The 25,668-nt window shown below is 70.7% G+C and carries 17 protein-coding genes; 2 read left to right on the forward strand and 15 right to left on the reverse strand.

Translation table 11 applies throughout. The features are described from left to right. Positions 1-29: 29 nt before the first annotated feature. The 3 genes from ABB22_RS18960 to ABB22_RS13965 form a co-directional block, all read right to left on the reverse strand. Positions 30-1,751 (reverse strand): MltA domain-containing protein, encoded by a 1,722-nt coding sequence (locus ABB22_RS18960; RefSeq protein WP_055769894.1) that lies wholly within the window; start codon positions 1,749-1,751, stop codon positions 30-32. Then, positions 1,751-2,335, reverse strand: coding sequence for an OmpA family protein (locus ABB22_RS13960; protein ID WP_055769892.1), 585 nt, complete (start codon positions 2,333-2,335; stop codon positions 1,751-1,753). Before ABB22_RS13960 ends, ABB22_RS18960 begins: the two co-directional genes overlap by 1 nt. Before the next feature lie 101 nt (positions 2,336-2,436). Next, positions 2,437-3,477 (reverse strand): sensor histidine kinase, encoded by a 1,041-nt coding sequence (locus tag ABB22_RS13965; protein ID WP_152984187.1) that lies wholly within the window; start codon positions 3,475-3,477, stop codon positions 2,437-2,439. Between the two features lie 319 nt (positions 3,478-3,796). On the opposite strand from ABB22_RS13965, the gene ABB22_RS13970 reads away from it, so the two are divergent. Further along, positions 3,797-4,186, forward strand: coding sequence for a DUF4280 domain-containing protein (locus ABB22_RS13970; protein ID WP_055769888.1), 390 nt, complete (start codon positions 3,797-3,799; stop codon positions 4,184-4,186). A gap of 12 nt (positions 4,187-4,198) precedes the next feature. On the opposite strand, the gene ABB22_RS13975 is transcribed toward ABB22_RS13970, so the two are convergent. From ABB22_RS13975 to ABB22_RS13985, 3 genes are read right to left on the reverse strand one after another with little or no spacing between them, the layout of a single operon-like run. Then, a complete protein-coding gene (locus ABB22_RS13975) occupies positions 4,199-7,849 on the reverse strand; it encodes an MBG domain-containing protein (RefSeq protein WP_055769885.1) in 3,651 nt (1,216 codons plus the stop codon). A gap of 15 nt (positions 7,850-7,864) precedes the next feature. Next, positions 7,865-9,547 carry a ShlB/FhaC/HecB family hemolysin secretion/activation protein gene (locus ABB22_RS13980; RefSeq protein ID WP_055769883.1) on the reverse strand — a complete coding sequence of 561 codons (1,683 nt, stop codon included), beginning with the start codon at positions 9,545-9,547 and terminating at the stop codon, positions 7,865-7,867. A gap of 1 nt (position 9,548) precedes the next feature. After that, the gene (locus ABB22_RS13985; protein ID WP_200911377.1) at positions 9,549-11,690 is read right to left on the reverse strand and encodes a CHAT domain-containing protein; all 2,142 of its coding nucleotides are present in this window, start codon (positions 11,688-11,690) and stop codon (positions 9,549-9,551) included. Between the two features lie 161 nt (positions 11,691-11,851). Between ABB22_RS13985 and ABB22_RS13990 the strand changes: the two genes are divergently transcribed. Beyond that, positions 11,852-13,735 carry an ATP-binding response regulator gene (locus ABB22_RS13990; protein WP_055769881.1) on the forward strand — a complete coding sequence of 628 codons (1,884 nt, stop codon included), beginning with the start codon at positions 11,852-11,854 and terminating at the stop codon, positions 13,733-13,735. Here the strand turns inward: ABB22_RS13990 and tssE are convergent. From tssE to ABB22_RS14035, 9 genes are all read right to left on the reverse strand, one after another. Continuing rightward, on the reverse strand, positions 13,723-14,148 hold the full coding sequence (gene tssE, locus ABB22_RS13995) for a type VI secretion system baseplate subunit TssE (RefSeq protein ID WP_055769879.1): 426 nt from the start codon (positions 14,146-14,148) through the stop codon (positions 13,723-13,725). The genes ABB22_RS13990 and tssE overlap by 13 nt on opposite strands. A gap of 85 nt (positions 14,149-14,233) precedes the next feature. Then, entirely contained in the window at positions 14,234-14,722 is a 489-nt protein-coding gene (locus ABB22_RS14000; RefSeq protein ID WP_055769877.1) for an Hcp family type VI secretion system effector, read from the reverse strand. A gap of 67 nt (positions 14,723-14,789) precedes the next feature. Beyond that, positions 14,790-16,271 carry a type VI secretion system contractile sheath large subunit gene (gene tssC / locus ABB22_RS14005; RefSeq protein ID WP_055769875.1) on the reverse strand — a complete coding sequence of 494 codons (1,482 nt, stop codon included), beginning with the start codon at positions 16,269-16,271 and terminating at the stop codon, positions 14,790-14,792. 55 nt (positions 16,272-16,326) lie between these two features. Continuing rightward, entirely contained in the window at positions 16,327-16,845 is a 519-nt protein-coding gene (gene tssB / locus ABB22_RS14010; RefSeq protein ID WP_055769873.1) for a type VI secretion system contractile sheath small subunit, read from the reverse strand. Between the two features lie 162 nt (positions 16,846-17,007). Further along, positions 17,008-18,093, reverse strand: coding sequence for a type VI secretion system protein TssA (gene tssA, locus ABB22_RS14015; RefSeq protein WP_055769871.1), 1,086 nt, complete (start codon positions 18,091-18,093; stop codon positions 17,008-17,010). A 20-nt stretch (positions 18,094-18,113) separates the two neighbouring features. Next, positions 18,114-21,674 (reverse strand): type VI secretion protein IcmF/TssM N-terminal domain-containing protein, encoded by a 3,561-nt coding sequence (locus ABB22_RS14020; protein ID WP_055769870.1) that lies wholly within the window; start codon positions 21,672-21,674, stop codon positions 18,114-18,116. Then, positions 21,671-23,011, reverse strand: a complete 1,341-nt coding sequence (locus tag ABB22_RS14025) for a DotU family type IV/VI secretion system protein (protein WP_055769868.1) — start codon at positions 23,009-23,011, stop codon at positions 21,671-21,673. The genes ABB22_RS14020 and ABB22_RS14025 overlap by 4 nt, the downstream gene beginning before the upstream one ends. 32 nt (positions 23,012-23,043) lie before the next feature. Next, positions 23,044-24,477: a type VI secretion system baseplate subunit TssK gene (tssK, locus tag ABB22_RS14030; protein ID WP_055769866.1), complete on the reverse strand. Its 1,434-nt coding sequence runs from the start codon at positions 24,475-24,477 to the stop codon at positions 23,044-23,046. Then, positions 24,474-25,406 (reverse strand): TraB/GumN family protein, encoded by a 933-nt coding sequence (locus tag ABB22_RS14035; RefSeq protein WP_161809370.1) that lies wholly within the window; start codon positions 25,404-25,406, stop codon positions 24,474-24,476. The genes tssK and ABB22_RS14035 overlap by 4 nt, the downstream gene beginning before the upstream one ends. Between the last annotated feature and the right edge of the window lie 262 nt (positions 25,407-25,668).

Genomic DNA, 25,668 nt, shown 5'->3' on the forward strand with positions numbered 1-25,668 from the left:
GCTGCCGCGGCGGCGCGGCGTGCCGCGCTTCAGTCCTCCACGCACAGGTCGGGGTCGTCCACCACGCAGTCGCGCAGCGTGGCCGCGCTGCGCAGGCCGCGCGTGGCCGGGCCGGATGCGGCCGCGGCGGCCTGCGCCTGTGCATGCGGCAGCAGCAGCCACATCTGCGCCCGGTCGTTGGTGGCCAGCGCCAGCTGTCCGGCGCTGTCGCCGAAGCCCCAGAACAGGTCGGCGCGCACGCTGCCGCGGATCGCGCCGCCGGTGTCCTGGGCGAACATCAGGCGTTGCAGTGGCCCACCGCGCCTGGCCGGATCGCGGGTGGAGATGAAAACCGGCGATCCCAGGGGGATCGAACGCGGATCCACCGCCAGCGAGCGCCCGGCGCTGAGCGGCACGCCGAGGGCGCCGACCGGCCCTTGCGGGCCGTCGCCACCGGTGTTGCGGAAGAACACATAGCTGGGATCGGGGATGCCGCTGCTGCCGCTGCTTGCGCCGCTGTCGGCGACCGGCCGGGAAGCGGAGGCCGATCCACTGCTGCCGGCGGGCGCACTCGCCGGCGCGACCAGCGCCAGCGATGCGGGGGGCTGTTTCTGCGGCTGCGCCGGGGCAGGCGCGGCGGGCCTTGCCGGCGCCGCCGGGGCGTCCCCCATCAAGGCGGCGATCAGTGCCTGCACGTTGGCATTGGCGCTGACCGGGCGTGGCCGTGCCGGCATCGAGGCAGGCGTCGTGGCAGGGGCAGGCCGTTTGGCGGCGGCAGGCGGTGGCGCCTGCCCGGACAGGCGCGCGATCAGTTGCGCCACCTCGTCGTTGACTACTGCCGGTACCGCCGGGTCCGGCGCGAGCGCGCCGCTGGCCGCGCCCACGCGCAGGCCGCGGGTCTTGATGGCCTGCAGCACCAGGCCGGCGTCGGCGCTGCGGGTGACGTTGGGCAGGAAGGGCTGTCCGTTCTGTTCCAGATATGACACCCGGATGAGCGAGCCGTCTTCCAGTTCGATCTTGCCCGAGCCCTGGATCTGCAGTGAGTACAGCCGGCGCGCGTCGTCCACCCAGGCCAGTACCGGCGCGTCCAGTGCCTGCTGTTCGATCTCCTGCCGGGTCCAGTACGGACGCACGGTGGTGCCATCCAGGCGCACGCGCAGGCGTTTGTCGCGGATGTTGGGCCGGGCATCGTCCAGCGCCAATGTGTACTGGGCCGCCCCGGACGTACCCGGTTCCGCCGGCAGCAGGCGGTTGCCCTGCCGCACCAGCCACGCCGACGCGCCTTGCCCGCGCGCGGCGGCGTCGAGCGTCAGCAGGTCGCGCGGCAGGCCATATACCGGGTGGCGGAAGCGGTCGTCGCGCTGGCGGCGGCCATCGAGCAGAGGCTCGAAATAGCCGGTGATCAGCCCGTCGGGTTGCCGTGCCGGGGACATGATCTGGTAGGCGTAGAAATTGCGCAGGAAAAACCCGCGCAGGGCCGCGTCGCTGCCATCGAGTGCGTCGAAATCCGCGCAGATGCCGGCCCAGGCCGGCTTGCGCTGCAGGGCCTGGCAGGAGGCGCGCATGCCGTTGGCGCTCTCGTGCAGCGCGTCGCTGTCCCAGCCGGGCAGCTGCGCGTAGGACACCGGGAGGAAGGCGGCGTTGCGGGTCGCGAAGGCGGGCCCGAGCGTGTCGGCGGCGGGGACTTCGTCCGCCGATGCCGCGGCCGCAAGCAGGGCCGGCAGCAGGCCGTGCAGCAGCCAATGCCTGCGCTGGCGGACGCGGCGGTCCATCAGTTGCCGGTCCGTATTTCCACGCGGCGGTTCTCGCTGGCATAGGGGTCGTTGGCGTTGAGCAGTTCGCTCATGCCCTTGCCAGCGGAATTCAGGCGCGCGGCGGGTACGCCTTGCCGGATCAGTTCGCGCTTGACGGCCAGGGCGCGGCGTTCGGACAGCGCCTGGTTGTATGCCAGCGAGCCTTTGCCATCGGTATGGCCGATGACGGTGAACGATCGCGTCCCCAGCTGCGGCGCCTGCATGGCCGTGGCCAGGTTGTCCACCATGGCCTGCGAATTGCCGGAAATGCGGTCGGAGTTGAAGTCGAAGTTGATCTGTACCGAGATCGCCGCCTGCCTGGGCGCCACAGCCGGCTGCGGGGCCATCGTCGCCGCGGCCGCCGCGCCGGGGCGCAGGGCCCGGGTGGCGGTGGCCGGGTTCGTGCCGGCTTTGTCGCCTTCCAGGCCGGAAATGATGTCGTCCACCGAGGCATCGGCTTTCATTGCCGTGGCCGGCGGCGCCTGCTGGGCATGCACGGGAAGGGCGGCGAGCGCCAGCAGCAGGGCGGCCAGCAGGGGCCCGGAGGCAATACGACGGTTCATTGCGGCGATCTCCTGACGAGGGCGGATGGACCTGTTCGGCGGCAGCATGGGCGCATGCCCCGGCATTTTCGATACGGCGAACGGGATAGGCCGGTTGCCGCTCAGAGGCGTTTTCCGCGGGGCGACGCAGGGCCGGTATCGGCCCGGGCGGGATCGTGCGCGGGCTGGGCGTCGTCCAGCCGGGAACCGAGGCGCCGGCCATTGCGGGCCTCCGATTCCAGCAGGACCAGCGACAGCGCGGTGTCCTGCGCCAGCGGCGCGGGGGTGGCCGGGAGCATGGCTTCGATCAGGTTGCCGGCGTCGCCGCCACGGGCCTGCACGCGTGCGCCGGTGCGCGCGGCCACGCCGGCGGCGACGCTGAGGCCGGGCGTGCGCTGGCCACTGGGCCAGGTCTGCTGCAGCAGTTGCGCCAGCGGAATGGGAGCGGCGGCGGAGAAGCGCGGGCCGTCGTCGTGTACCTGTATGCAGGGGGATTCGCTGCGGATGCGATGGCTCACCAGGACGCGGGAGGCGGCGCTGCCGATGGCGTTGGCGACCAGCGCCCGCAGCAGATGGGTGCTGGCCTGCGGCACGAGGAAGCGGCAACCGTGGCTGCGCCGCCAGCGCAGGCGTACCCCCTGTTGCGCGGCCAGGGCGTCGAGTTCCGGGCGGATCGCCGCGAACACCCGGGACAGCGGAACCGGCCCGGTGTCGGTGCTGCCTGGCTGCGCCAGCCACTGCAGCAGCTGGTCGATCTCGTTCACCGCATCGGCCAGTTCGCGCACGCTGCTTTCCATGCCGTGCAGGGCGCTGCGCTGCGCCGGCTGCGCGTTTTCGTTGAGGCTGCCGGCATACAGGCTCAGCGCCTGCAGGGGTTGGCGCATGCGGGGAACGGCACTGGTCAGCAGCTCGGCCAGTTCGTCGGTCCCGGCGGGGACATCCAGGTGCCGTACCGGCGGCGCTGGCGTGGGCGGCGTGCCCGGGCGGTCGTCGCGTACAGGGGGACCGTGCGCGCGCCAGCAGGCCAGCGCGGCCAGCAGGGCCAGCAGCGACAAGGTGGCCAGCATGACCCACGGCCAGAGCGGGGCGGCAGGCGCGGTGCGCTGCGCGGCCGAGGCGGACCACGGCAGGGCCGCGATGGCCAGCGGCATGAGGCGCGACATCGCCACGGTCCCGGGCAGGGAGAGCGACATGGGGCAGGGTCAGGACAGGCAATGCGCGTGGATGCGGCGGCAGGCGGGCGTGGACATGCGGAACTCCTGGCGTGCCTGGATTGCCTGCCATTGGATGCAATGCCGCCATGCTTGGCGATACCGCTTGCGCGCTAGAGCGTGTTGCGTACGCCGATGCGGCCGCTGCAGGCGCCGGGCAGGCGGCCACGCGGGCAGGAGAGCATGCGGACGCCGGTCTATTCCGTATTGCCTATCGCGGCGGACGCGCGCGCGAACGCACAATCGCGGCACATCCTCCGAGGCGAACGCCATGGCCAAGCAGGTCGTCAACGGTGCGCTGCTGCAGTGCAGTTTCGGTGTCGCGCCCAGCTCGCTGGTGGTGTTGCCGGTCAACCGGGAGAACTCCAGCCAGCAGCCGGCGGCCACGATCATGGATCACGTGCCGATGGTCAACGTGATGCCGTTCGGCATGTGCCTTTCACCGGCCAACCCGAGCGTGGCCGCGGCCACCGCCGCCGCCCTCGGCGTGCTGACGCCGATGCCGTGCATTCCCAACACCCCCGCGCCGTGGGTGCCGGGCAGCCCGACCGTGCTGCTGGGGAACCAGCCCTGCCTCAACGACACTTCCACCTGCATGTGCCTGTGGGGAGGCACGATCAAGGTCGCTTTCCCCGGCCAGCTCACGCACGAGATTCCCTGAGGAAGCCGGCTTTCAGAAATCCCCGCAACCGTTTTCGCGCTCGCTGTCGAGGCAGCTCATCAGGTTGGGCCGGGTGCGCACGCGCGCCCATTCGCGGCCCAGCGTGTCGCCATTGGATTCCTGCTTCATGCCCAGCGGCGTATCCACCGGGCAGATGCCGGCCTGGCCGATGTTGAGGTCGTAGAGGTAGTTGTCCGGCGGCTGCAGCACGTAGTCGGGTGGCGTGGGCTGGCGCACCAGGCCGATATTCAGGGCGGTGGCATTGGCCGGCGCCTGCTCGAACACGTAATTGCGCGCCGACAGGCCGCTGCCGACGATGGCGTAGTCGCCGGGCAGCGAGAGCGGGGTGGCGTCGGTGGCGAACCTCGCCGTGCCGGTGGTGGCGGTCTGCAGCGTGTCGCCGTTGACGAAGCCGGTCACCGTGCCATGCAGTGTGCCGAGGCGCTGGCCCATCAGGATCGACAGCGGGTCGGCGACATAGGTGAGCAGGGCCGGGGTGACGAGCAGGGTGCCCGGCGAGACGGACAGGAAATAGCCGGGATTGGGCGAGTCGAATTTCCAGTCGATGGCGTAGCTGCCCGTGTCGCTGGCGGCGGTGGCGCTGGTGTATGCCGAGAGCGCGATCCTGTCATCGGCGAACAGTGGCGCGCTGACGGTATAGGTCAGCGGCGGGTTCTGCTGCCCGTATACGCGGCTCTGGTCGTCGAAGCGGATGGCCAGCACCGGCTGGGCGGCGTAGACGAAGTGATTGTCGGTGGCAGGAACGCCCACGGCGCAGGCGCCGGCATAGGTGCAGCCATAGAGGTTGGGCAGGCCGCCGCTGCCGGCCAGGCCGCCGCGGGTTTCGCCGCTCCAGGTCGAGGCCCAGATGCGCCAGCTGTCGGCGGCGCTCACGCTGGCGTTGCCGGTGTTGTCCAGCACGCCGGCGCTGACCAGGTCGACGCGGTTGCCGGAAACGTTGCCCCGCAGCGTCAGGTTGCCGGCCAGGCTGCGCACGAAGACGTTGCCGCCGGCACTGATGCCGGACGCGGTGAGCGGGGTGGTGCGGCTGTCGCCGGTCGTGCCGATGGCGCTCACCGTGCCGAGCGCCAGCGCGGCGCTGTTGAGAAAGGCGAAACCGCCGCCGGCGCTGCCGGCGAGAGTGTCGCTGGCGACATGGTTGGCCGCCGCATCCAGCGCGACATTGCCGTTGGCCCTCACCAGCAGGTCGCGCGTGGTGATCGCGGCATTGGCCGTCTGGCCGATATCGCCGCCGCTGGACAGGGCCAGGGTGTGGCTGCCGGTATCGAGGACGTCGTCCAGTTGGATGCCCGCGGTGCCGCCGTCGTTCTGCAGGGTGAGATCGCCGTTGCGGATGATCGCGTCGGCGACGGTGATCGCGCCGCCGTAAGCGGCGTGGCCGGCAACCAGTACGGGAGTGTCGAGGTTGGCCAGTGTCCTGGCGCTGGCGAACAGGCCGCCGAGCACCATCGGCGCGGTGTCGTCGTCCACCACGGCATCGCCACTGACCGCACCGGTGCGCAGGTTGAGCACGCCGCTGCTGGACGCCGCGCCATCGACCTGCAGGGCGTCGGCCGATGCACTGCCCGCGCGCAGGACGACCATGCCGCCGCCGTCCAGGCGGGAGCCGCTGTCGACCTGGATGCCATGGTGATGCTGCGACCAGCCCGATACCGACAGGTCGCCGCTGCCGCGGATCTGCGAGGACTGGAGCAGGGCGACACCGGCATCGGCGGCGACGCCGTTGGCGATGCCGCCGATGCCGATGGAACCGGTGCCGCCGTAGAGCGCCGTGGCCGATAGCAGTACCCCGGCACGGCCATTGCCCAGCAACTGCAGCCCGGTGGAGCGCAGCGATGCGCCGTAGGCGAGGATTCCCGTTCCGTCGCGGCTGCTCCCGTCGACGCGGATGTGCCCGCTGCCGGCAATCAGCGTACTGGCATCGAAGAACACGCCATGCGTGATTCCCCTGAAGCCGCTGCCGATGGATTGGCCGGCGATGGTGATGTCGCCGCCGCCGCTGTCGATGTCGCTGTCGGCGATGCCTACGCCGTAGGTCTGCGCCGTGCCGCCATGCAGGGCGATGCTGCCGCCCAGGCTGCCGATGCGCATGCCGGACAGGGTGATGCCTTCGCTGGAACTGGCGCGGCTGCCCATCGATACCGATCCACCGGCGGTCCGCAGCGCGCCACCGTACAGGCCGATGGTGGAAAGCGCGTCGAACACCAGGGCCAGCGGGGCGCTGCCGGCGAGCGACCAGGCGCCGGTGCTTGCGCCGCTGGCGGCCACGCCGCCCATGATCTGCCCGGCCGGCGTCCGGAAAGAGAGCGTCACCGGAAGCGGATTGGTGGCGGCGACGTTCACTCCCGGGGCGATGTTGATCTGGCTCGTCGGCCCGCCTGCGGCGCCGGCCTGCAGGCCGACGTCGCTGCCGGCGCTCAATGCGCCGGCCACGCTGGTGTCCGATACCAGGCTCGCATAGCCGCCGAAGCTGCCGTTGCCCGGAACGAGCGCGAGGTCGCCGCCGGATTCGATCCTCCACTGGCCGGGGCTGCCGCCGCCTGCCGATACGCGCAAGCCGCGCAGGTCCAGCCATGGCGCCTGGGTGAGGATCGTGCCACCGGCGCTGCCGCCGTCGGCGCGCAGGCTCGCCCGGGCTCCGGTGACGAGCGTTTCGCCGGCCTGCAGCAGGATGCTGCCGCCCCTGGCGGCCCCACTGGCGTCGAGGGATGCGTCCTGGCCGATCTGTATGTTGTCGGCGGCGAGCGTGATGCTGCCGCGCCGGCTTCCGCTGCTATGGACATTCAGGCTGCCGTCCGTTTCGACCAGATAGCCGGCGCGCAGATCGATGCTGCCGCCGTCGCTGGCGATGACGCCGTGGTTGATCGCCATGCCATCGTCGCCCGGCGCGGTGATGGTGAACTGGGTCAGTCCATCGCCATAGGGATCCAGGGTGATGCTCTGGCCGGCGATCAGGCCGATGCTGCCGCCGGCGCCGGTCAGCGTGCCGTTGTTCTCGACCGAGCCGCCGAGCAGGGCGATCGTGCCATCGGGCCGGGTCGCGGTGAGGGTCGCGCCCCGGTCGACGACCACTGCCGCTGGCGGGTCGCCGTTCGCGGCATGCGCGAAGACATGGCGGCCGCTGGCCGCGCCAGCGCTGAAATCGACATCGTCGATGTCGAGGGTGGAAGCGACGATGCCGCCGACGTTGACCTGCGCGCTGCCGGCGAAGGTGATGCCGGACTGGTTGACCAGGAACACGGTGCCGTCGGGGGCGTTGATCGCGCCGGCGATCAACGATGCGAGCGGCGCGTCGCCGGCCCAGCCGACCACGCGGTTGAGGGTGACGCCGCCGGACGTGGCGTGGTCGAAAATGACGGTATTGCCTTCGCTGATCGAAAACGAACCCCACTCGATCACCGCTCCCCTGCTGGTCTGCCGGATCGTGGTGGCGGCATTGACCGGGATGACATCGCCGGCGCCGGGGTTGTAGGAGATCGTGGCATTGCCCCTCGTCACGTTGCCGCCGCGCGGCAGCTCCGTGCCCCGGGACTGGGCCAGCGCCGGGGCGGCCGGCAGCGCCAGCACCGCCATCGCCAGGGCCATGCTCAGCGGATGGCGGGAAAGCGCGTGGCGCAGGGTGCGGTGGATGCGCGGAGTCATGGTGATCTCTCCTGATCAGAAACTGTGCTGGAGCTGCAGGTACAGCCGCGGTTCGCGGCGATCGGCCAACGGCCTGCCGGCATCGGGCCAGGACAGGCTGGCGTTGACCGTGTAGCGGCCCGGCCGCCCCCAGTTCACGCCCAGGCCGTAGCCGCGCAGGCTGCGGCCGTTGACCCGGGCCAGCGGATGGCGAAGGGTGTCGTACTGGCCGTGGGCGATGTCGTACAGCAGGAACGGCGTCAGGTTGTCGCTGGCCGACCAGCGCAGTTCCAGGTTGGCCAGCCAGCCGCGATCGACCAGCAGCTCGTTGCTGGAGTAGGCGCGCACGGCGCGCGGCCCGCCCAGCGACAGCTGTTCGGACGGATCGAGATTCCGGCTCGCCGCCTGCAGGCCCGCGCCCAGGTACAGCGTGGTGCGCGCGCTCAATGCCTGCAGGCGGGTGGCCTGCACGGTGAACTTGGAGAACCCGCCTTCGGTCTGGCGGCCGAACGGGGAGTGGTCCAGCACGCGGGCCGCGGGGTCGTGGATATGCAGCCTGCCGCCATAGAGCGCGAGGTTGAACGAGGTGTAGCCACCGCCCAGCAGGCGGTCGCGGTACTCGAAGCTGGTGCCGATGCCGATGCCCTGCACGCGCTTGCCCACGCTCAGGCCGACGGCCTCGAAGCGGTCGGTCAGCGCCTTGTTGTCGATGCCGGCGCGGACGAACCAGTTGCCGCTGCGTTGCCGCAGCGCGGGCCAGCTCAACGACAGGTCGGTGATGTTGGCGGTGCCGGTGGCTTCCAGTGCGCGGAAGGCGCCGCCCAGTTCGTACTGCACGCGGCTGAAGCCGGCGCCGATGCGCGCGCCGTCGTAGCCGACCGGCATCTCATAGGACAGGCGGCCGAACAGGGTGTGCGCGTCCTCGGCCACCATCAGCCGCAGGTCGAGGTTGTCGCCATGGCCGGTCGGGCTGGCCCAGCGCAGGGTGCCGCCCAGGCGCGCGCGGCCGGATTCGGGCGTGCCGTGGTTGTCGGCTTCCAGCAGGAAGGACAGGGGCCGGCCCCTGTCCACCTTCACCACCAGGTTGCTGCTGCCGGCTTCCGCGCCGCTGCTGACCGCCGATCGCGGGCGGATGCCGGGCAGGTCGGACAACAGCAGCATGCGGCGTTCGTATTCGCGCCCGTCCAGCGGCTGGCCCGGCTGCAGCGTCGCCAGCATGCGTTCGACCCGCTCGCGCGGAATCGGCGCATCGTCGGCAACCTGCACATCGACCACGCCCAGCACGCCTTCGGCCACGCTGATCTGCACGTGGCCATCGCGCACCTCCTGCACCGGCACCACCGCCTGGGCGAGGAAATAACCCCGGCTGCGGTACAGCGCCGTGATCTGCGCGGCGAGCGCCTGCAGCTCGGCCAGGCTCACCTGCCGGCCCAGCAGGGGCGCGGCCAGCGCCTGCAGACGCGCCTCGTCCACCTGCGTGGCGCCACTGAAGCGCACCGCCTGCAGCAGGAAGGTCTGCTGCTGCGGTGGCGCCTTCATCTGCGGCTCCGCCGGCGCCAGCGACTGCAGCGGCGTTGCCTGCCCGTCATCGTCGGCACCGGCAGGCGCGTCCTCGCCGGCTGACCCGGCCAGGGCCGCCGCCGGCAGCAGCAGGCCGGCGATGGTCCAGGCCAGCAGGGCGGCGCGGGGCTGGTGGTACGCGGGGAAAAGCCTGTTCATGTCACTTCTCCACCGTCAGACGCCAGTCGCCCACCAGGCTGAAGGCCGCCCAATAGAACGGATGCGAGGTGGCCGCATCGGCGATCACCGCCTGTTGCCCGGCCTGCAGCGCCTGTTGCGCGGGGACGCCTTCGCGCAACCGGCCGTACAGGGCCTGCATCAGCTTCTCGGTTTCGCGGTCGGGCACCGGCCACAGCGAGGCCACCAGCGTGGATACGCCGGAAGACAGGAATGCACGGGTGAAGCCGAGCGCTTCGTCGCCGTTCTCGACCTTGCCCAGTCCGGATTCGCAGGCCGACAGCGTCACCAGCGCCACGTCGTGCAGGTCCAGCCCGATCACGTCGCGCGCCTCGAGGAAATGAGTCCTGCCATCGACGTCGGCGAACAGGATCTCCGAGCGCATCGGGTCGGCCAGGTCCACGCGCGCATGCGAAGCCACGTGCACCAGCCGCGCCTTCGGCGCCTGTGCGACGAAGCGTTCGCGGGTGGCGTCCTGCAGGAAATAGGTCTCTGGGCGCGGGAACAGCGCGGTGATGGTGCGCACTTCCTGCTCGGCATGCGGCAGCGGGCTGGCCACCGCCGGGCTGACCAGCGGATTGCCGAAGGCCAGCATGCGCGGCGGCGCGCTGCCACGCCCGGCCAGGCGCAGGGCGATGCTGGCCGAGGGCGCCACCGACAGGGGGTTGCGCTGCACCAGGTATTCATCGTCCATGCGCAAGGCCTGGAACGGCAGGTAGTGCAGCGGCCCGTGCGGCACGAACACCAGCGGCTGGCCGGCGGGAAGCTGCAACGGTTCCAGCAGCAGCCGGGCGACGCTGGCGCCGGCATTCACCGCGCCGGGATGCTGGTTGATGATCGCGTCGCGCCAGGCGGCCACCAGGCGTTCCAGATCGCTGCGGCCAAGTTTGAGGACGGTCATGCGCGCGCCGTCGCGGGACACCACCCAGGCCAGCAGCCGGTCGGGCAGGGCGTGGTAGGCGACGAGGCGTTCATCCGGCTTGAGCTGGCCGCGCAGCTGCGCCACCGGCATGGGCGGGGCGGCGATTCCGCCCGCGCCGCGGGCATGGCCGGCCACGGCGTCGAGCAGGGCGCGGGCCCGGCTGCGTTCGCTGATGTCGAACGCGCCTTCGGCATCGCCGGCATCGGCGCGCAATGCCACCGCGTGGTCGAACACGTCCTGGAAATCGGAGAACAGGCCCATCTTGAATTCGTCGCTGCGGAAGTGCGCGCGCACGTCGTCGAAGGCGGCGATGGCCTGTTCGTAGGCACGTCCGGCGGCCTGCGCATCGCCCAGCGCGGACTGGCTTTCGGCAATGCCGGTCAGCGCCCACATGCGGTAGTTGCCTTCATCGCCCGGCACCGGGGTGTCGGCCAGCGTGCGGTACAGCGCCAGCGCGTCGGCGGGCCTGCCCTGCGCCAGCAGCAGGCGTGCGCGGGTGCGGTCGAGCTGGAAGCGCAGGGCCGGCGTCTCCGGCTCGGCCAGCGCATCCAGCTCGGCCTGTGCGCGGGCGGTGTCGCCGGCCAGCAGCAGCGCGTTGACCAGCGAGGCGCGGGCCAGCGGCAGGTAGCGCGGCGAGCTGGCGGCCACGGCCTGTTCGTAGGCCGCCACCGCTTCGGCGGGGCGGCGCTGGCGCATGCGCAGGTCGCCGATCACCTTGTACACCGGTCCCCGCACCTGCGCCGGATCCGAGGCCTGTCTGCCCAGCGCCAGCTGAGCGAACTGTTCGGCGCGTTCGCTCTGCCCGGCATAGTTGAAGACGATGGCCAGGTCGCGGTAGGACTTGGCCAGCAGGTCCTCGTTGCCGGTTTCCAGCGCTACATGCAGGGCCTTGCTGGCGGCCTGCACGCTGGCGCGGAACTCGCCTTTGTCGGCCAGCGCCACCGACTGGCTGCAGTAGGCGTAGCCGTCCAGCTTGACCGGTTCGGCCGCGTACAGCGCTGCGCCGTCGGCCGACAGCGACAGCGCCGTATCGGTGTCCTGCATGCGCGACAGCGCCCTGGCCACGGCGGTCAGGTCGTCGGCGGGAGCGGCAACCTGCGCGTGCGCGCCCAAGGCCGCCCAGGCCAGCAGCAGGCAGGGCAGCGCCGCGATGCGGCGTCGTGTCCGCCGATCGGAATATCCCGGAGTAGGGGCCCGCGTCATCCTGCCGCTCCTTGTGCAAAGCGCCGGGGGAAGGCGCACAGTAGGGGGGAGGAAACGAGTCTAGGAACCGGCCGGATGCTCGCCTATTTGTGGAATGGCGTAGCCCATTCGGCCGAGACGCCCGGCGCGTCGGCGCCGGTATTCCACGGTAGATTGCCCGCATGCACATCATCGATGACGCCGGCGAAGCGCGCCGCAGGATCACGTTGTCGTTCAGCAGCCGGCTGGCGTTGCTGGCGATCCTGCCGGCCATCCTGACCACCGTGCTGGTGGCCTGGGTGGTGACCCGCAACTACCAGCATGAAGTGCGCCAGTTCGGCACCTCCACCACGCAGATGCTGGCCGACAGCCTGGCCAGTGCGGCGGCGGGCCCCATGGAGCGCGGCGACCGCGAGGAGCTGGAGCGCATCGCCGCGCAGGTGGTGGCGGGCTCGATGCAGGTGAACGTGCAGTTCCTGTCCGGCGAAGGCGAGATCATCGCCGACGCGGGCATCCGCACCACCGATGGCGTGCACGCCATGCGCGGATTGCCGCCGTTTCCCGGCACCCACGCACCGGGCATGGTGCAGGTGTGGCTGAGCATGGAGCAGGCCCACGCCGCGCGCCGCGCGCAGTGGCTGACCACGGTCGCGCTGCTGGCTGCCGGCGTGCTGGTGGCCGGGGGCGTGAGCTGGCGCATGGCGCGGAGGATGGGCCGGCCGATCGCCGAGTTGACCGGCGTGGTGGAGCGCATCGGCCGCGGCGAACGCGGCATCATGGTGCCGGTAACCCGCAGCGGCGAGGTGGGACGCCTGCAGCGCGGTTTCAACGAGACCTCGCTGCTGCTGGACCGGGCCTGGGGCGAAATGGAGGCGCGGGTGGCCGCGGCGACGGCGGAGCTGGCGCACAAGAATGCGCGGCTGGAAGCGGTGGGGCTGGCGCGCGCGCGCTTTCTTGCCGCCGCCAGCCACGACCTGCGGCAGCCGCTGTACGCGCTGACCCTGTTCTCCTCGCTGTTGAAGGCGGGCATATCCGACCCGGTGCAGCTGGAGCGCGCCAGCCACGTGCAGGAATGCGTGGCCAGCCTCGACGCCCTGTTCGCCGAGCTGCTGGACATCTCCCGGCTGGACAGCGGTGCGATGCAGCCGGTGCCCAGTGCGTTCGCGCTGGATGGACTGTTCAACGACATCAGCAATACCTTCCGCGCCATCGCCGAGAAGCGGGAGCTGCGGCTGGTGCTGCGCAAGACCGATGTGCGGGTGGAAACCGACCGCATCATGCTCGCGCGCATCGTCAACAACCTGGTCAGCAACGCGTTGCGCTATACCCGCCACGGCGGCGTGCTGGTGGGGGTGCGCCGCGACAGCCCCGGCTGGGCCCGGCTGGAGGTGTGGGATACCGGTATGGGTATCGAGCCGGAGGTGCAGCAGCGCGTGTTCGAGGAATTCTTCCAGGTCGATCCCGGCCGCCGCAGCGGCGAACACCGCGAGTACGGGCTTGGCCTGGGCCTGTCCACGGTGGAGCGCCTGGCGCGCCTGACCGGCTGCGAGGTCGGCCTGCGCTCGCGTCCGGGCCGCGGCAGCGTGTTCTCGGTGCGGGTACCGCTGGCAGCGGAGGATGCGCAGGGCATGGCGGCGACGCCGGCAGCGGACACGGCGGAGGAGATCGACCTGGCCGGCGTGCGCGTGCTGGTGGTGGACGACGAGCCGGCCATCCTCAGGGGCATGCATCTGCTGCTGGACGCATGGGGCTGCCGCATGCGCAGTGCCCAGGACATCGGGCAGGCGCTGCGGATCGTGGCCGAATGGGGCGTGCCGGACATCGTGCTGACCGACCTGAAGCTGGCCCACGGCAAGACCGGGCTGGATGTCGTGGCCGCGCTGGAAGCATGGGGGGCGAAGCAGGCGCAGGCGCGCCGTTTCGCCTGTCTGGTCGTCACCGGCGAAACCAAGCCCGAGCAGCTGCAGGCCGTGCGGGATGCGGGCATGCGCGTGCTGTACAAGCCGTTGCCGCCGGAGCAGCTGCGTGCCGCGATGGCCGCGGCGCTGGCGGCTCAACGCACCTGATACACCTGCGTGCTCAGCTGCAGCACGGCGTCGAACTGTACCTTCTCCCGCGCCGGCCCCATTGCCATCAGCGCATCGACGCGGAAGCGCAGGGCGCGCTCCAGCGGCGAGGGCGGCTCCAGCGCGATGCGCACGCGGCTCAGCCGCGATTCGTGCTGGGCGATGGCCTGCTCCAGGTGACGGCGGATGCGGTCGCGATCCTTCGGATCGAGCAGGCTGTACGAGGAGAAATCGGCGATGCCGTAGGTCAGCAGCGATCGGCGGCATTCGGCGAAGGCATCGGCAATCAGCCGCGCACCCTCCGAGCGGGTGTTGAGCAGGTGCTCGAGGTCGCGGGAAATGCCCGCCCGCAGGCCATTGGCGCCACGGGCGGCATCGGGGTCTTCCTGCAGGCGGTCGAACAGGGTCGGCATGGGCTGTCATCCGCCGTGGTGGCGCATCGGCGCGGGAGCGGGCGGTCCCGCGCCGGCGCCGGGCGTATCGACGCGCCGCGGGGCGCTACTTGGATTCGTTGCGGGTCCAGTCGTAGTTGGCCGGCACCACGCCGCCCAGCGTGCCATCGGCGTTCTGCGGCTTATATTCGAAGGTGACCTTGCCGACGTTGAGCGAAAAGCTGTCGTGCACCAGCGCATCGCCGGAGGCGGCGGTCGAATAGCTGCTGACGAACACCGCCTCGAAGGTGATGACCAGGTAATCGGCCTGTCCGCCCTGGCCGGACGCCTTGCGCACGCTCAGCACCACCTTGGGGATGTGCTTGCCGGTGGCGGCGGCGGCCATCAGCAGCGGGCTGGCCTTGTCGCATGGCTTGCTGAAGGTGAAGTCGTTGGCGGTGGATTTTCCCGAGCCGCCGCCACCGCCCTGGCCGGTGCTGCCATGGTTGACCACGCCCCAACTGAAGGCGGTGATGTCGATTTCGTTGGCGTGCTTGCTGTCGGTGGATTCGCCGGGGATACCGTCGATTTTCAGGTGATAGTCCGAAGCGGCCATCGGAAGGCTCCTTGCTGGTGGCGGAAGTGCGGTGGAACGGGGCGGGCGAAGCGCGGGGCGCGGGGCGTCAACGTGCCGACTGCGGCAGTTCGGCGACCAGGCGCAGCGAAACGCTCAGTTCGTCGAGCTGGTAGTGCGGGCGCAGGAAGGCCACCGACTTGAAGCAGCCGGGCTTGCCGGGGATTTCGGCGACCTCGATGCGCGCTTCGCGCAAGGGGTATTTGGCCTTGGCAGACTGGCTGGCGTTGTCGTCCAGCAGCACGTACTGGGTGATCCAGTTGTTGAGGAACAGCTCCACGCTGGACTTGGAGGCGAAGCTGCCGACCTTGTCGCGCATCATCGCCTTCAGGTAATGGGCGATGCGGCTGACCGCGAAGATGTACTGCAGCTGCGAGGACAGCCGCGCGTTGGCGTTGGCCGCGTCGGTGTTGTATTCCTTGGCCCTCTGCACCGACTGGGTGGAGAAGAACGCGGCGTAGTCGGTGTTCTTGCAGTGCACCAGCGGAACCATGCCCAGATCGGCCAGTTCCTTCTCGCGGCGGTCGGTGATGGCGATCTCGGTGGGGCATTTCAGCGCCACCTCGCCGTCGTCGGTGGCGAAGGTATGCGCCGGCAGGCCCTCGACCAGGCCGCCGCCTTCGACGCCGCGGATCGCCGCGGTCCAGCCGTACTTGGCGAAGGCGTCGGTGATCTTGCTGCCCAGCGCGTAGGCGGCGTTCATCCACAGGTAGCGGTCGTGCTCCTTGCCGGATACCGATTCGACGAAGTTGAACGCTTCCACCGGCGTGGTGTCCGGACCGTAGGGCAGGCGCCCGAGCACGCGCGGCATCGCCAGGCCGACGTAGCGCGAATCCTCGCTCTGGCGGAACGATTTCCACTTGGCGTACTCGACCGTGTCGAAGATCTTGGCCAGGTCGCGCGGGCCGGACAGCTCGGTGAAGCTCTCGAAACCCATCAGCTCCGGCGAGGCGGCGGACAGGAACGGCGCGTGCGCGGCGGCGGCCACGTGCGACATCTCGCCCAGCAGGTAGATGTCCTCGGGGTTGCGGCCGAACTCGAAATCGCCGATCAGGGTGGCGAAGGGCGAGCCGCCGAACGTGCCGTATTCCTCCTCGTAGATCTTCTTGAACACCTGGCTCTGGTCGAAATCCGAGGCGTTCCTGAAATCCTTGACCAGTTCCTTCTTGGTCACGTTGAAGAGCTTGATCTTCAACGTGGTGCTGGTCTCGGAGTTGTCCACCAGGTACTTGAGCCCGCGCCAGCTGCCTTCCATCTGCTGGAAGTCGGCCATGTGCATGATGGCCGAGAGCTGGTCGGAGATGAGCTTGTCGATATCGGCGATGCGGGCGTCCAGCGACGAGATGGCGTCCTTGGACACCACCAGCGCGCCTTCGGTCACCTGGTTGACCAGCTCGGCCATCAGGTCGCGGGCGCGGTCCTTTTCCGAATCGGTCTTGGCGATCCGGCTCTGCGACAGTATCTGGTCGAACAGGCTGTTCTCGCCGGCTTGTGCGCCGGCGCTCGCGGTAGCGGTCTGGGTGCTGGCCATGGGCTGGGTACTCGCGGTTGCTGGAGGAAACGGGGGCGACGGTGCCGGGCGGGCGTCACTCCGGGGCGGAGGTTTTCCCCGCGCCGATCTCGCTGCTGAGCTGGGCGATCTTGTCGGTGTTCTGCAGGACGTCGTTGAGCAGGTCCTCGAACCGGTCGTTGCCTGCCGCCTTGTTGCGCAGGTCGGCCAGCTTCTGCCGCGCTTCCAGCAGCCTGCGCAGCGGCTCGACCTGCTGCACCACGTTCTCCGGGTCGAAATCGGCCAGGCTGGAGAACTGGATGTCCACCCCGATCCGCGATCCATCGCCGGCCAGCGTGTTCTCCACCTGCCCGGCGATGCGCGGCTTTATCGCCTTCAACACGTCGTTGAAGTTGTCCTTGTCGACATTGATGAACTTGCGGTCCTTCAGCTTGGGCTGCGGAACTTCGCTCTGCCCGCTGAAATCGCCGATCACCCCGGCGACGAACGGCAGCTCCTTCTTCTCGATGGCGTCGCCCACTTCGACGTCATAGGTGAGCTGCACGCGCGGCGCGCGCACGCGGTCGAGCTTGTGCTGGGTACTTTCCTTGGCCATGGCGAGGGTTCCGGTGGTGGTGGGACGGCGCCCGGCGCGATGCGCGGCGGGGCGGGCGCAATGGAGTCTGTGCGGCGCGCAATGCGGGGGAAATCCATCGGAAGGCCAGAAAACGGCATATGCCTTTTGGCGCGCGGGGACGGCGAAGCGGCGCCGGCCCCGTCACCCCTGCGGCAGGCCGACGCGGGCGCGGATGGCGTTGAGCACGCTGTCATCGCGCACCACTTCCTGCAGGAAGTCGGCCAGCGGCATGTCGGCCCAGCGCACGGCCTGGTCCAGCAGGGTGGAGACGGGACTGTGCGGTTCGGTGCGGCGGAAGTAGCCGGCAATCTCGCCAAGCGCTTTCAGGGCGGCCTGTTTGCTGGCGGCGTTGTTGCCGGACAGGTCGAGCGTGCCGCCGCCATTTCCGGTGGTGGCGGCACGCGGCGCGGCGGCATCGCCGCCGATGTCGGCGGCGGGCGCCAGGCCGGCCTCCGCGGCCGGAGCCAGGCCCTTGGCCTGGGCGGCCTTCAGCAGCACCTGGCCGATGCGCTTGAGCGCGGCGTCGATGGCGGCGAGGCTGGGCGAGGCCCGGCCCAGGCGTTCGTCGGCGGTGGCCTTGAGGCGCTGCAGGGCGGCGCTGGCGGCGTTGCTGGCGGCCAGGCGTTCGCTCAGTACGGCATCGGGCGTGGCGGCGATGGCGGCATCGAAGGCTTCGCCGCTGGCCTTGCCTTCGGCCAGCGCGGCCTGCCAGGCGTCGTTGTTCTGGCGCTGCAGGTTGTCCACTTCGCGCGAGCTCTGCCAGTCGTTGAGATTGAGCGGCGCGGCGCCGTCGGCAGTGAGCGGCATGGCCTGCAGGGCGGCGGCGAGATTGGTGTTGAGCCAGGCGATCTTGCCGGCGCGCTCGTCGGCGTCGTCGCCGTCCAGTTCCGGGTACAGGCCGTCCCAGTACTGCTCCAGCAGGCCGGCGATCACGCTCAGCCCGTCGCGCGCGCCTTCCAGCCCCAGGCGGTTGATGGCGGCTTCGGTCAACCAGCCGGCGGCCTGCAGATCCTTGCTGACGGTGGTGAGCACCTTGATCGACAGATCCAGCGCGCTGCGCCAGTCGGCGGTCTTCAGTTCGGTGGCCCAGTCGCCCTGCGACAGGCCGGGGTCGTCGAAGCGGCGCGCTTCGCGGATGCGGTCGAACAGGTCCGAGAAGCTGGCGTCCTCGCCGCAGGGCGAGTCGGCGCTGATCGGGGCCAGCAGCAGGTTGACGTCGAGGGCCATGGGCATGCTCCGTGGAAAGGTCAGTCGATGATCTGCCCCGGCAGTTCGCGCGGCGCGTCGGCCGCGCCGGACACGGCCTGCAGGAGCTGCGGCGAGGCGTCGATGCGCAGGTAGACGCGGGCCTGGCGGAAGCCGGCGGCGACCAGCCGGGGCTGCAGTTCCTGCCATTGCCCGGGGCTGTAGGAACTGCGGAAATCGGCCATGCCGAAGGCGTGGCTGCCACCGGCGAAATCCTGCAGCAGGCGCGCCATGCCGTCCTTGCCGCGATACAGCAGCACCAGCCGCGGGCTGTCGCCGACGACCGGTGCGGGTGTCGGCGGCGCGGCAGTTGCAGGCGTCTCGGCGGCAGCGGGGATCGCGTCGGGCAGCGTCGGCAGCGGCGGCAGGGCGATGCGGATGCGCGCCTCGGCGCAGGTCTGCGCCGACCATTGCGGCTGCATCTGCGCATCGCTGAGCGATTCGCCGCGGCTGCCGATGCTGCTGGTCTGCCCGCCGCAGGCCAGTTCGAAGACGGTGCCCTGCGCCCCTTCCTCCAGGGGCGACAGGTCCGATGGACTGTCCAGGGTGAAGGTGCCGGCCGGCACCGGCGCGTCGCTGGGCGGGCCGGCCTGGCCGGAGGCGATCAGGGCGACGAAGGCCGGAGCCAGCGGCATCGTCACGCCGGCCACGCTGACCGGGGTGCGCTCGCGTTCGCTGACGAAGGGCTTGAGCCAGTCGCCGACGAAGGCTTCGAGCTTGCCCTGCGGCCCCAGCAGGGCGCCCTGGCGGGCCTCGGGCGGCAAGGCGGCCAGCGGTTGGAAGACGGTTTCCTGCCAGCGCTGCTGCAGGGTCCTGGCGGCCATCGACGCCGTCGCCTGCCACAACAGGCGCGCCGGTCCGCGTGCGATCGCCCAGGCCGTCTGGTCCTGCGGGCTGAAGTTCTCGCCGTGGCCTTCCGGCGGCTTGTCGGTGGCGGCGAGCAGGCGCGCGTAGTCGTCGGCCGGCGGCTTGTCGCTGTTGCCGTGGCCGGCGAACAGCTCGCTGGCGATATGCCAGGCATCCTGCCCGGCGCCGGGGCCCTGCAGGCGCAGCCAGGCCTGGGCGAACGCCGGCGCCTGCGGGGCCAGCACCTGCAGCCGGGTGGCGCGCAGCGCCGGCACCCACGGCGGCGGTTCGATGCGGGTGCGCCACAGGGCGAGACTGTCGCCGATGAAGCCGGACAGGGGCCGCCACGAGGTCAGCCAGCGCGATTTCATCTGCGCCCAGCACTGGCTCCAGCGCAGGCCCACGGGCAGCGCCAGCGGCAGTCCGTAGACCTGTTCGTCCAGGCGGGCGAAGTACAGGGCATAGGGGTTGTCGTTGCCGGCGGCGCGCTTGAGCAGATCGTCCTCGCGCCCCTTCCACAGCGCCAGGCCGTCGCCGAAATGCGCCTGCAGGCCGCCCCAGGCGGCGAAGTAGTCGGTGAAGTACTGCCCGCGCAGCGCGTCTATGCGTTCCCGCGCCACGCCGGCGTCGGGCAGGGTGTCGAGAAAGGGCTCCACCACGTTCTCCCAGGCCGGCCGGGTGTAGGCCGCCGGTATCGCGGGCAGTGCGGCATCGGTGCCGACCAGGGCGCCGGCGGGCAGCCACCAGTCGGCCAGGGTGAAGCCGCCGCCGCGTGCCTGCGACCAGCTCTTCAACTGGCCGGGGGCGACGGCCTGCGTCGACTGCATCAGCCGGGCGAGCTGGCCGCGCAGGCGGTCGCGCTCATCGTCCAGCGTCTTTTTTTTTTGCCAGCGCAGATAGCCCAGGTAGGCGCCGAACAGCGCCATGCCGTTGTCGTGGTCGCGCGCGGTGTCGTGGTCGGCGCTGACGAACGGCGCGAACAGGCGCGAGCGCGCGTCGAAGGCGAGGTTCCCGCCGGCCTCGTGCTGCAGGCACCAGCGGCTGGAACCGCGGCAGTGTTCCAGCATGCGCAGGCGCTGGGCGATGGCCAGCGCGTGTTCCAGGCCGGCGTGGCCCTGTTCGATGTCCTGGCCCAGCATCTGGTCGTAGGGCGCCAGGATCAGGTTGGCGAAATCCTCGGTGACGCGCTGGCGGAGCGTGCCGATGTCGCGGTCGGCGCGGCGGATGCCGAAACCGAGCAGGGTCTTGTCGGCCGCGGATTCGAGCTGCTCGATGGTGCGTCCGCAGCTGGCCACCCATTCGATGCGGGCATTGCCCAGCCGGTCTTCCATCTCCCGGCAGGCGCTGTGGGTGCTGGCCAGCAGGCGGGTGTCGTCGCGGCGCGCGGTGGACAGGCCGTAGGCGAGGTACACGCTGAATCCCAGCAGCGCGGCCACGCCCGCCGAGGCCACCGCCATGCGTCCGGCATTGCCGCGCAGCGAGCTGCCGGCCAGCGGCTGGTCGCCCGGCAGGAAGCGGGTGAACAGGTCGGCCACGAATGCGCCGCCGGGGTTGGCGCTGTCGGCGCCGCCGGCGAAGTAGAGCCCGCGCCAGCTGGGCGTGCGCTGGAACGTGTTGTCTTCCAGCAGCAGGGTGACCAGCAGGTTCAGGCCGGAAGAGGCGCGGCGGATGGCGTCGAAGAACTCGAAGATGCCGCGCCGCTGCGCCGGGGTGGACTGGCCGCGCAGGGCGGTCAGGCCCAGGGCGTGCAGGCGGTCGAGCAGCGGGGTCAGCAGGCCGGGCAGGGCGTTGGCGTTCGCGCCTGCCGGTTCCAGCACATGGCCCAGCGCCTGGGCGAAGGCCTCGGCGGGCAGGGTGGCGCGCAGTTGCGGATAGCCGCGCAGGCGTTCCAGCCCGGTGACGGCGATATAGACCGGCACCCGCACCTGCAGGTGTTCCATGGCTTCGTCCACCAGCCGGCGCAGGCGCGTGGCGGTGGACTTGAGCGCATCGGCCGGGCCGAGCAGCGACTGGATCGACACCGCCAGCACGATGCCGTTGAGCGGCAGTTGCGCGCGCTCGCCGGCCAGCTGCATCAACGCCTGGTACCACAGCCCGCGTTCCAGCCGCGCGCCCGGTTCGCAGACGATGCGCGGATGCATCTGGATGGCGATCAGGTTCTTGAAGAACCACCACTGCCACACCGCTCCGGGGTCCGCCGCCGGTGCGGGGAACGGCGAGACGTCGGCGGCCGCGCGCAGCAGGCCGGAGGTGTCGGCGTCGTCGTCGCCGATCACCAGCATCCATGGCACCCGGTACAGCGGGTCGCGGCCCTTGTCCATTTCCGGCGAGCGGGCGATGGTGCGCTTGGCCTCGGCGATGGCGGCCTGCATCCGCGCCAGCGGTTCGCGTTCGTCGTCGGCATTGCCGGGGCCGAGATCGCCGATGCGCTTGCGCGCGCGTCCCTGCAGGGAGAAGCGGCGCCGGCCGGCGGCGAACCACCAGATCAGTGCGGCGGCGATCAGGCAGATGCCCAGCAGCTGCCAGAACCGCGCCGGCAGCTGCGGCAGCAGCTGGACCAGCACGAGGGTGCCGCCAACCAGCACGGCCAGCGCCAGCACGGCCAGCAGCAAGCGCGGCAGCCACGGCTTTTTCGCGCCCGCGGCGGCGCCATCGGCCAGCGGCTTGGCGCGGCGGAACAGGGCGAGCAGCGGAGCGAGCGGATTGGGCAGGTTCATGGCGCGGGCTCCGTCTGCATGAACATGTAGTCGGCGCTCATCGCACGGGCGTCGCCGTGGGCCTTGAGCATCTGCTCCAGCCGCGGCAGGTAGTCGCGGGCCGGTTCGATCATTTCGGTCGGCGCCTGTTCCGGCGCATACAGCGGCGTGGGCGAGGAAATCACCAGGATCAGCTCCTGCCCATAGGGCGCGGACACCTCCCACGCCACCGCGCCGCCGACATCGAACGGGGTGCCGGCGGGCACCAGGCCACGGTCGCCTTCGCGCGCGTTCGGATACATGTGCGCCACCTGGCCGTTGACGGTGAAGTAGTCCACGTACAGGTAGCCGTCGGCATTGCCCTGCACCAGGCGGGCGGTGACATTCTCGCCATCGGTGAAGCGCGCGGTGTGGCCGGTGCTCGGGGTGACCGACAGGCCGCTCTTCAGGTCGTGGTTGCGCGCATACAGCGGCTTGACGATGCGCGTCACCTCGCAGTGCGGCCAGATACGCAGCTGCACGTCGAAGCCGGCATCGCGCACGCCCTTGACCGCCGCGACCCGCTCCTTGAGCGCGGCCAGGTCCTCGGCGCGCGAGACATGGCCGGTCACCCGCGTCCGCCCGTCCCCGGCCACCGTCGCCGACAGGTCAGAGCAGGGGAAACCGGCGATCTGCCGGTCGACCAGCTCCTGCACGGTCGGGCCTTCCACCCTGGGCGCGGCGACCAGCAGATAGCCCAGGTAGAGCAGCGGGATCAGCAGCGCCACTACCAGACCGGCCTTCAGCAGCAGGCCGTCCCATTGCCGCGGATAGCGGGGGCCGGCAGGCGCCTGGCTGGCGTAGGGCTGCGGCGTGATCCGTTCCTCGCGCAGGGTGTGGATCGGGGCCGGCGGCACCGGCAGCTGGCGGGCATGCAGTTCCTTCAAGCGGCCCAGTTCGCCGCTGTCGCCGTTCTCGTAGTAGTACTGGCCGACGAAACCCAGCAGCAGGGTCTGGTAGAAGACCTCGCGCACTTCGTCCTGTTCGGCCTTGAGGTTGGACAGGTGGGTGAAGAACTCGTTGCCGGCGTTGTTGGTGTTGAACAGGGTGATCTGCAGCGGGGTGATGTGCGCGGTCAGCCAGGCCGGGTTGCGGGCCATGATCTCGTCGAACCAGGCGACCACCGCGAAGCTGGCTTCCTCGATCTGTTCCGGGCGCTTGCCGCCGGCGCTGGCCGAACCGCGCGCGCGCTCCAGCAGGTCGCGCGCGTGCTCGATGATCGCCTGCGGCTGCTCGTCGGCGGCATTGGCCGCGATCTTCTCCTCCAGCGCCAGGCCGAAGGAGAACAGCGGGGCGAAATGATGGACGAGGCGGGCCACGGTTCAGCGCCCCCCGCCTTGCGCGCGGGTGTTCATTCGTCGGCTCCCACCGGGAACAGCTTGATGACGGTGTCTTCCGGCGACAGGTCGGAGAACACCGCCAGGTTGCGCGCGTTCCTGATCATCTGCCAGAACGGGTGCGTGGTATCGACCTGGAAGTAAGTGGTGTTGGGCGTCTTCTGCGGCAGCTCTTCCGGCGGCACCGGCAGCAGGTCGATCTTCAGGCCGAACAGTGCGGCCTGCAGCAGGCGCGGCATCTCGTCCATCGAGGCGATCTTGGCGGTGCGCGACAGGCGGGTGAAGAGTTCCTGCCCGCGCACGTCCGATTCGATCGTCAGGTAGAAGCGGGTCTTGTCCGACTCGAACAGCGACGCCGGCAGGTCCGCCTTGTAGAAGCGGCCGTCCCAGGCCAGGGTGATGCCGACCTCGGCGCCGACGGTCAGCGCCTTGATCAGCGCCTCGGCGCGCTCGAAGGCGAGGCGGAAGCAGCGCCGCAGGTCTTCGTGGTCGTAGTCCGGCAAGGCGGTTTCGATCGGGTTGGACGCCAGCCCGCCGAAATAGCCGATGTCCTCGGAGAACACCGAGAATTCGGCCACCAGCGTGCGCAGTTGCTGGTACAGCGGATAGGCCGGCACGCTGCCCAGGCGCACATGTTCGTCCAGCACCGGCATCCAGCGGGCGAAGGTCTGCATCATCAGCACGCGCATCACTTCCTGCGCGCTGGTGGAAGCGGCGCGGATGCCGCGCTGGCGCTTGCTGGCGGCGAAATCCTGCCCGCGCGATACCAGCAGGTCGCGCAGTGCGCGGGTCCAGCGCGACAGGTTGGTCGATGCGTCCAGGGCCAGCAGCGGCGGCACATAGTCCTGCGACAGGCGGAACTTGCCCGGCGACAGCGGCATTATCTCGGCGAACCGGTAGGCATCCCCCGAGCGCACCAGCACCTGCGCGTTCTCGTCCAGCGAGGTGACGATGCCCGGCTGGTACAGCAGGAAATCCACGTCCACTGCCGGCGCCGCCGGATCGTAGGGATCGGCGATGCTGTCGCTGCCCAGCGCGTGGCGTTCGCCCAGGCGCCCGCCGTTGCCCATGCCCTGCAGCGTGCGTTCGCGGTTGAGCACCAGCCACAGGCCGATCGGGTTGGCGTCGCGCGGGACCAGCTCGGCCAGCGACCGCTGCGGTATGCGGGCGTTGCCGGTGGCCACCGCCGAACCGCCGTGCAGGCGTTCGCCGTCGCGGGTATGCAGCAGCAGCTGCTCGATGTCCACGATGCCCTCGCCCAGCGCGGCCTCGCGCAGCTGCAGGCGTTCGAAGCCCCAGGGGTGCGGCGACAGGCGCGCATGTAGTTGCTGGCGCATCGCCAGGTGCCAGGCGTCCTGCGCCTGCAGGTGCTGCGGGCTGAGGAATGCGCCCTGGCCCCAGAAGACCTGGCGTTCGCCGGGCGTGGCCGGGGTGATGGTCGTGCTCACAGGGGTTGCGCCTCCACGCGATAGCCGGCGCGCAGCAGGGCGGCCAGCAGTCCGTCATAGCCGGGCAGGTGGATCGCGCCCACCGCGACCAGGCTTCCACCTTGCGCCAGCACCTGCAGCAGCCGCGGCAGCCACTGCGCATTGCGCTGCTCGATCAGGCAGCGGCGGGCGCGCAGTTCGATGGCCCGGGCGCTGTCGCCGAGGCCGGACATGCGGTCCACATCCGCCAGCCAGGCCCACAGGTCGCCGCGGTGGTAGAAGACGAGCGCGCGCGCCGACTCGTCCTGCATCTGCGAGGGCGCACGCAGGCGTTCGGCGAGTACCTGCGCCTGTTCCTGCGACGACACGCAGTCCAGCGCCCGCAACTGCGCCGGCATGTCCTCCAGGTGCACCAGCGGCAGGCCGCCGGCGGCGGCCAGGTGCTGCACGCGCACGTCCATGGTGTCCTCGCCGACGCGCTCGCCGCGCGCTTCCAGCAGCGCCAGCACCAGCCACGGCTTCATCCGCGCCAGGGTGTCCGGCGCGATCTCCGGCAGCAGCTCATGCGCGCGGGCCAGCCCCTCGGGCCCGATCAGGGAGGTCAGCGACTGTTCCGGCGGCAGCCAGCGGTAGGCATCCAGCACCGCATCGATGGGCGTGTCGACGTCCACTTCGTTGACCACGGTGGCGGCGGCGTCCACCAGCCGCTGCAGGCGTGCGCCGTCGATGCCGTGTTCGCTCTCGCTGCCGAAGTGGATGGTGCCCAGGATCCAGTTGGCACGACTCTGCGAGGGGGAGGCGTCGGCAGCGGTCGCGGTGACGGCATCCGCTGCCGGCGCCGCGCCGCCGGTGTCGTTGCCGATGTCTGCGGCGATGTCTGTGGCGGCGGCCGGCGGCGTGACCCGGAACAGCACGCCGTACCAGGGCAGGGTGCCGGCGGGCGAGGGCAAGGGCGGTGGCGGCAGCGGCGTGCGGGGCCTGCCGGGCGCCTGCTCCGACCCAGCGGCGGCCGCGCCAGCCGCGCTGTCCCGTGCCGCCGGCGCGGCCATGACATGCGCGCCCATTGCCAGGAGCAGGCAGGCAAGCGCGAGAGTCGTCAGGAGGCGGGGCGGGAGGTTCATGGCAACCGGGCTGGCCGCATGTCGCGGGACGCTGCATCTTTCCTGCTGGCCGATGCCGGCGGCCATATCGCCTGAGGACTAGGCCATCCGG

It is taken from the genome of Stenotrophomonas nitritireducens (assembly GCF_001431425.1).
Lineage (GTDB): Bacteria > Pseudomonadota > Gammaproteobacteria > Xanthomonadales > Xanthomonadaceae > Stenotrophomonas > Stenotrophomonas nitritireducens.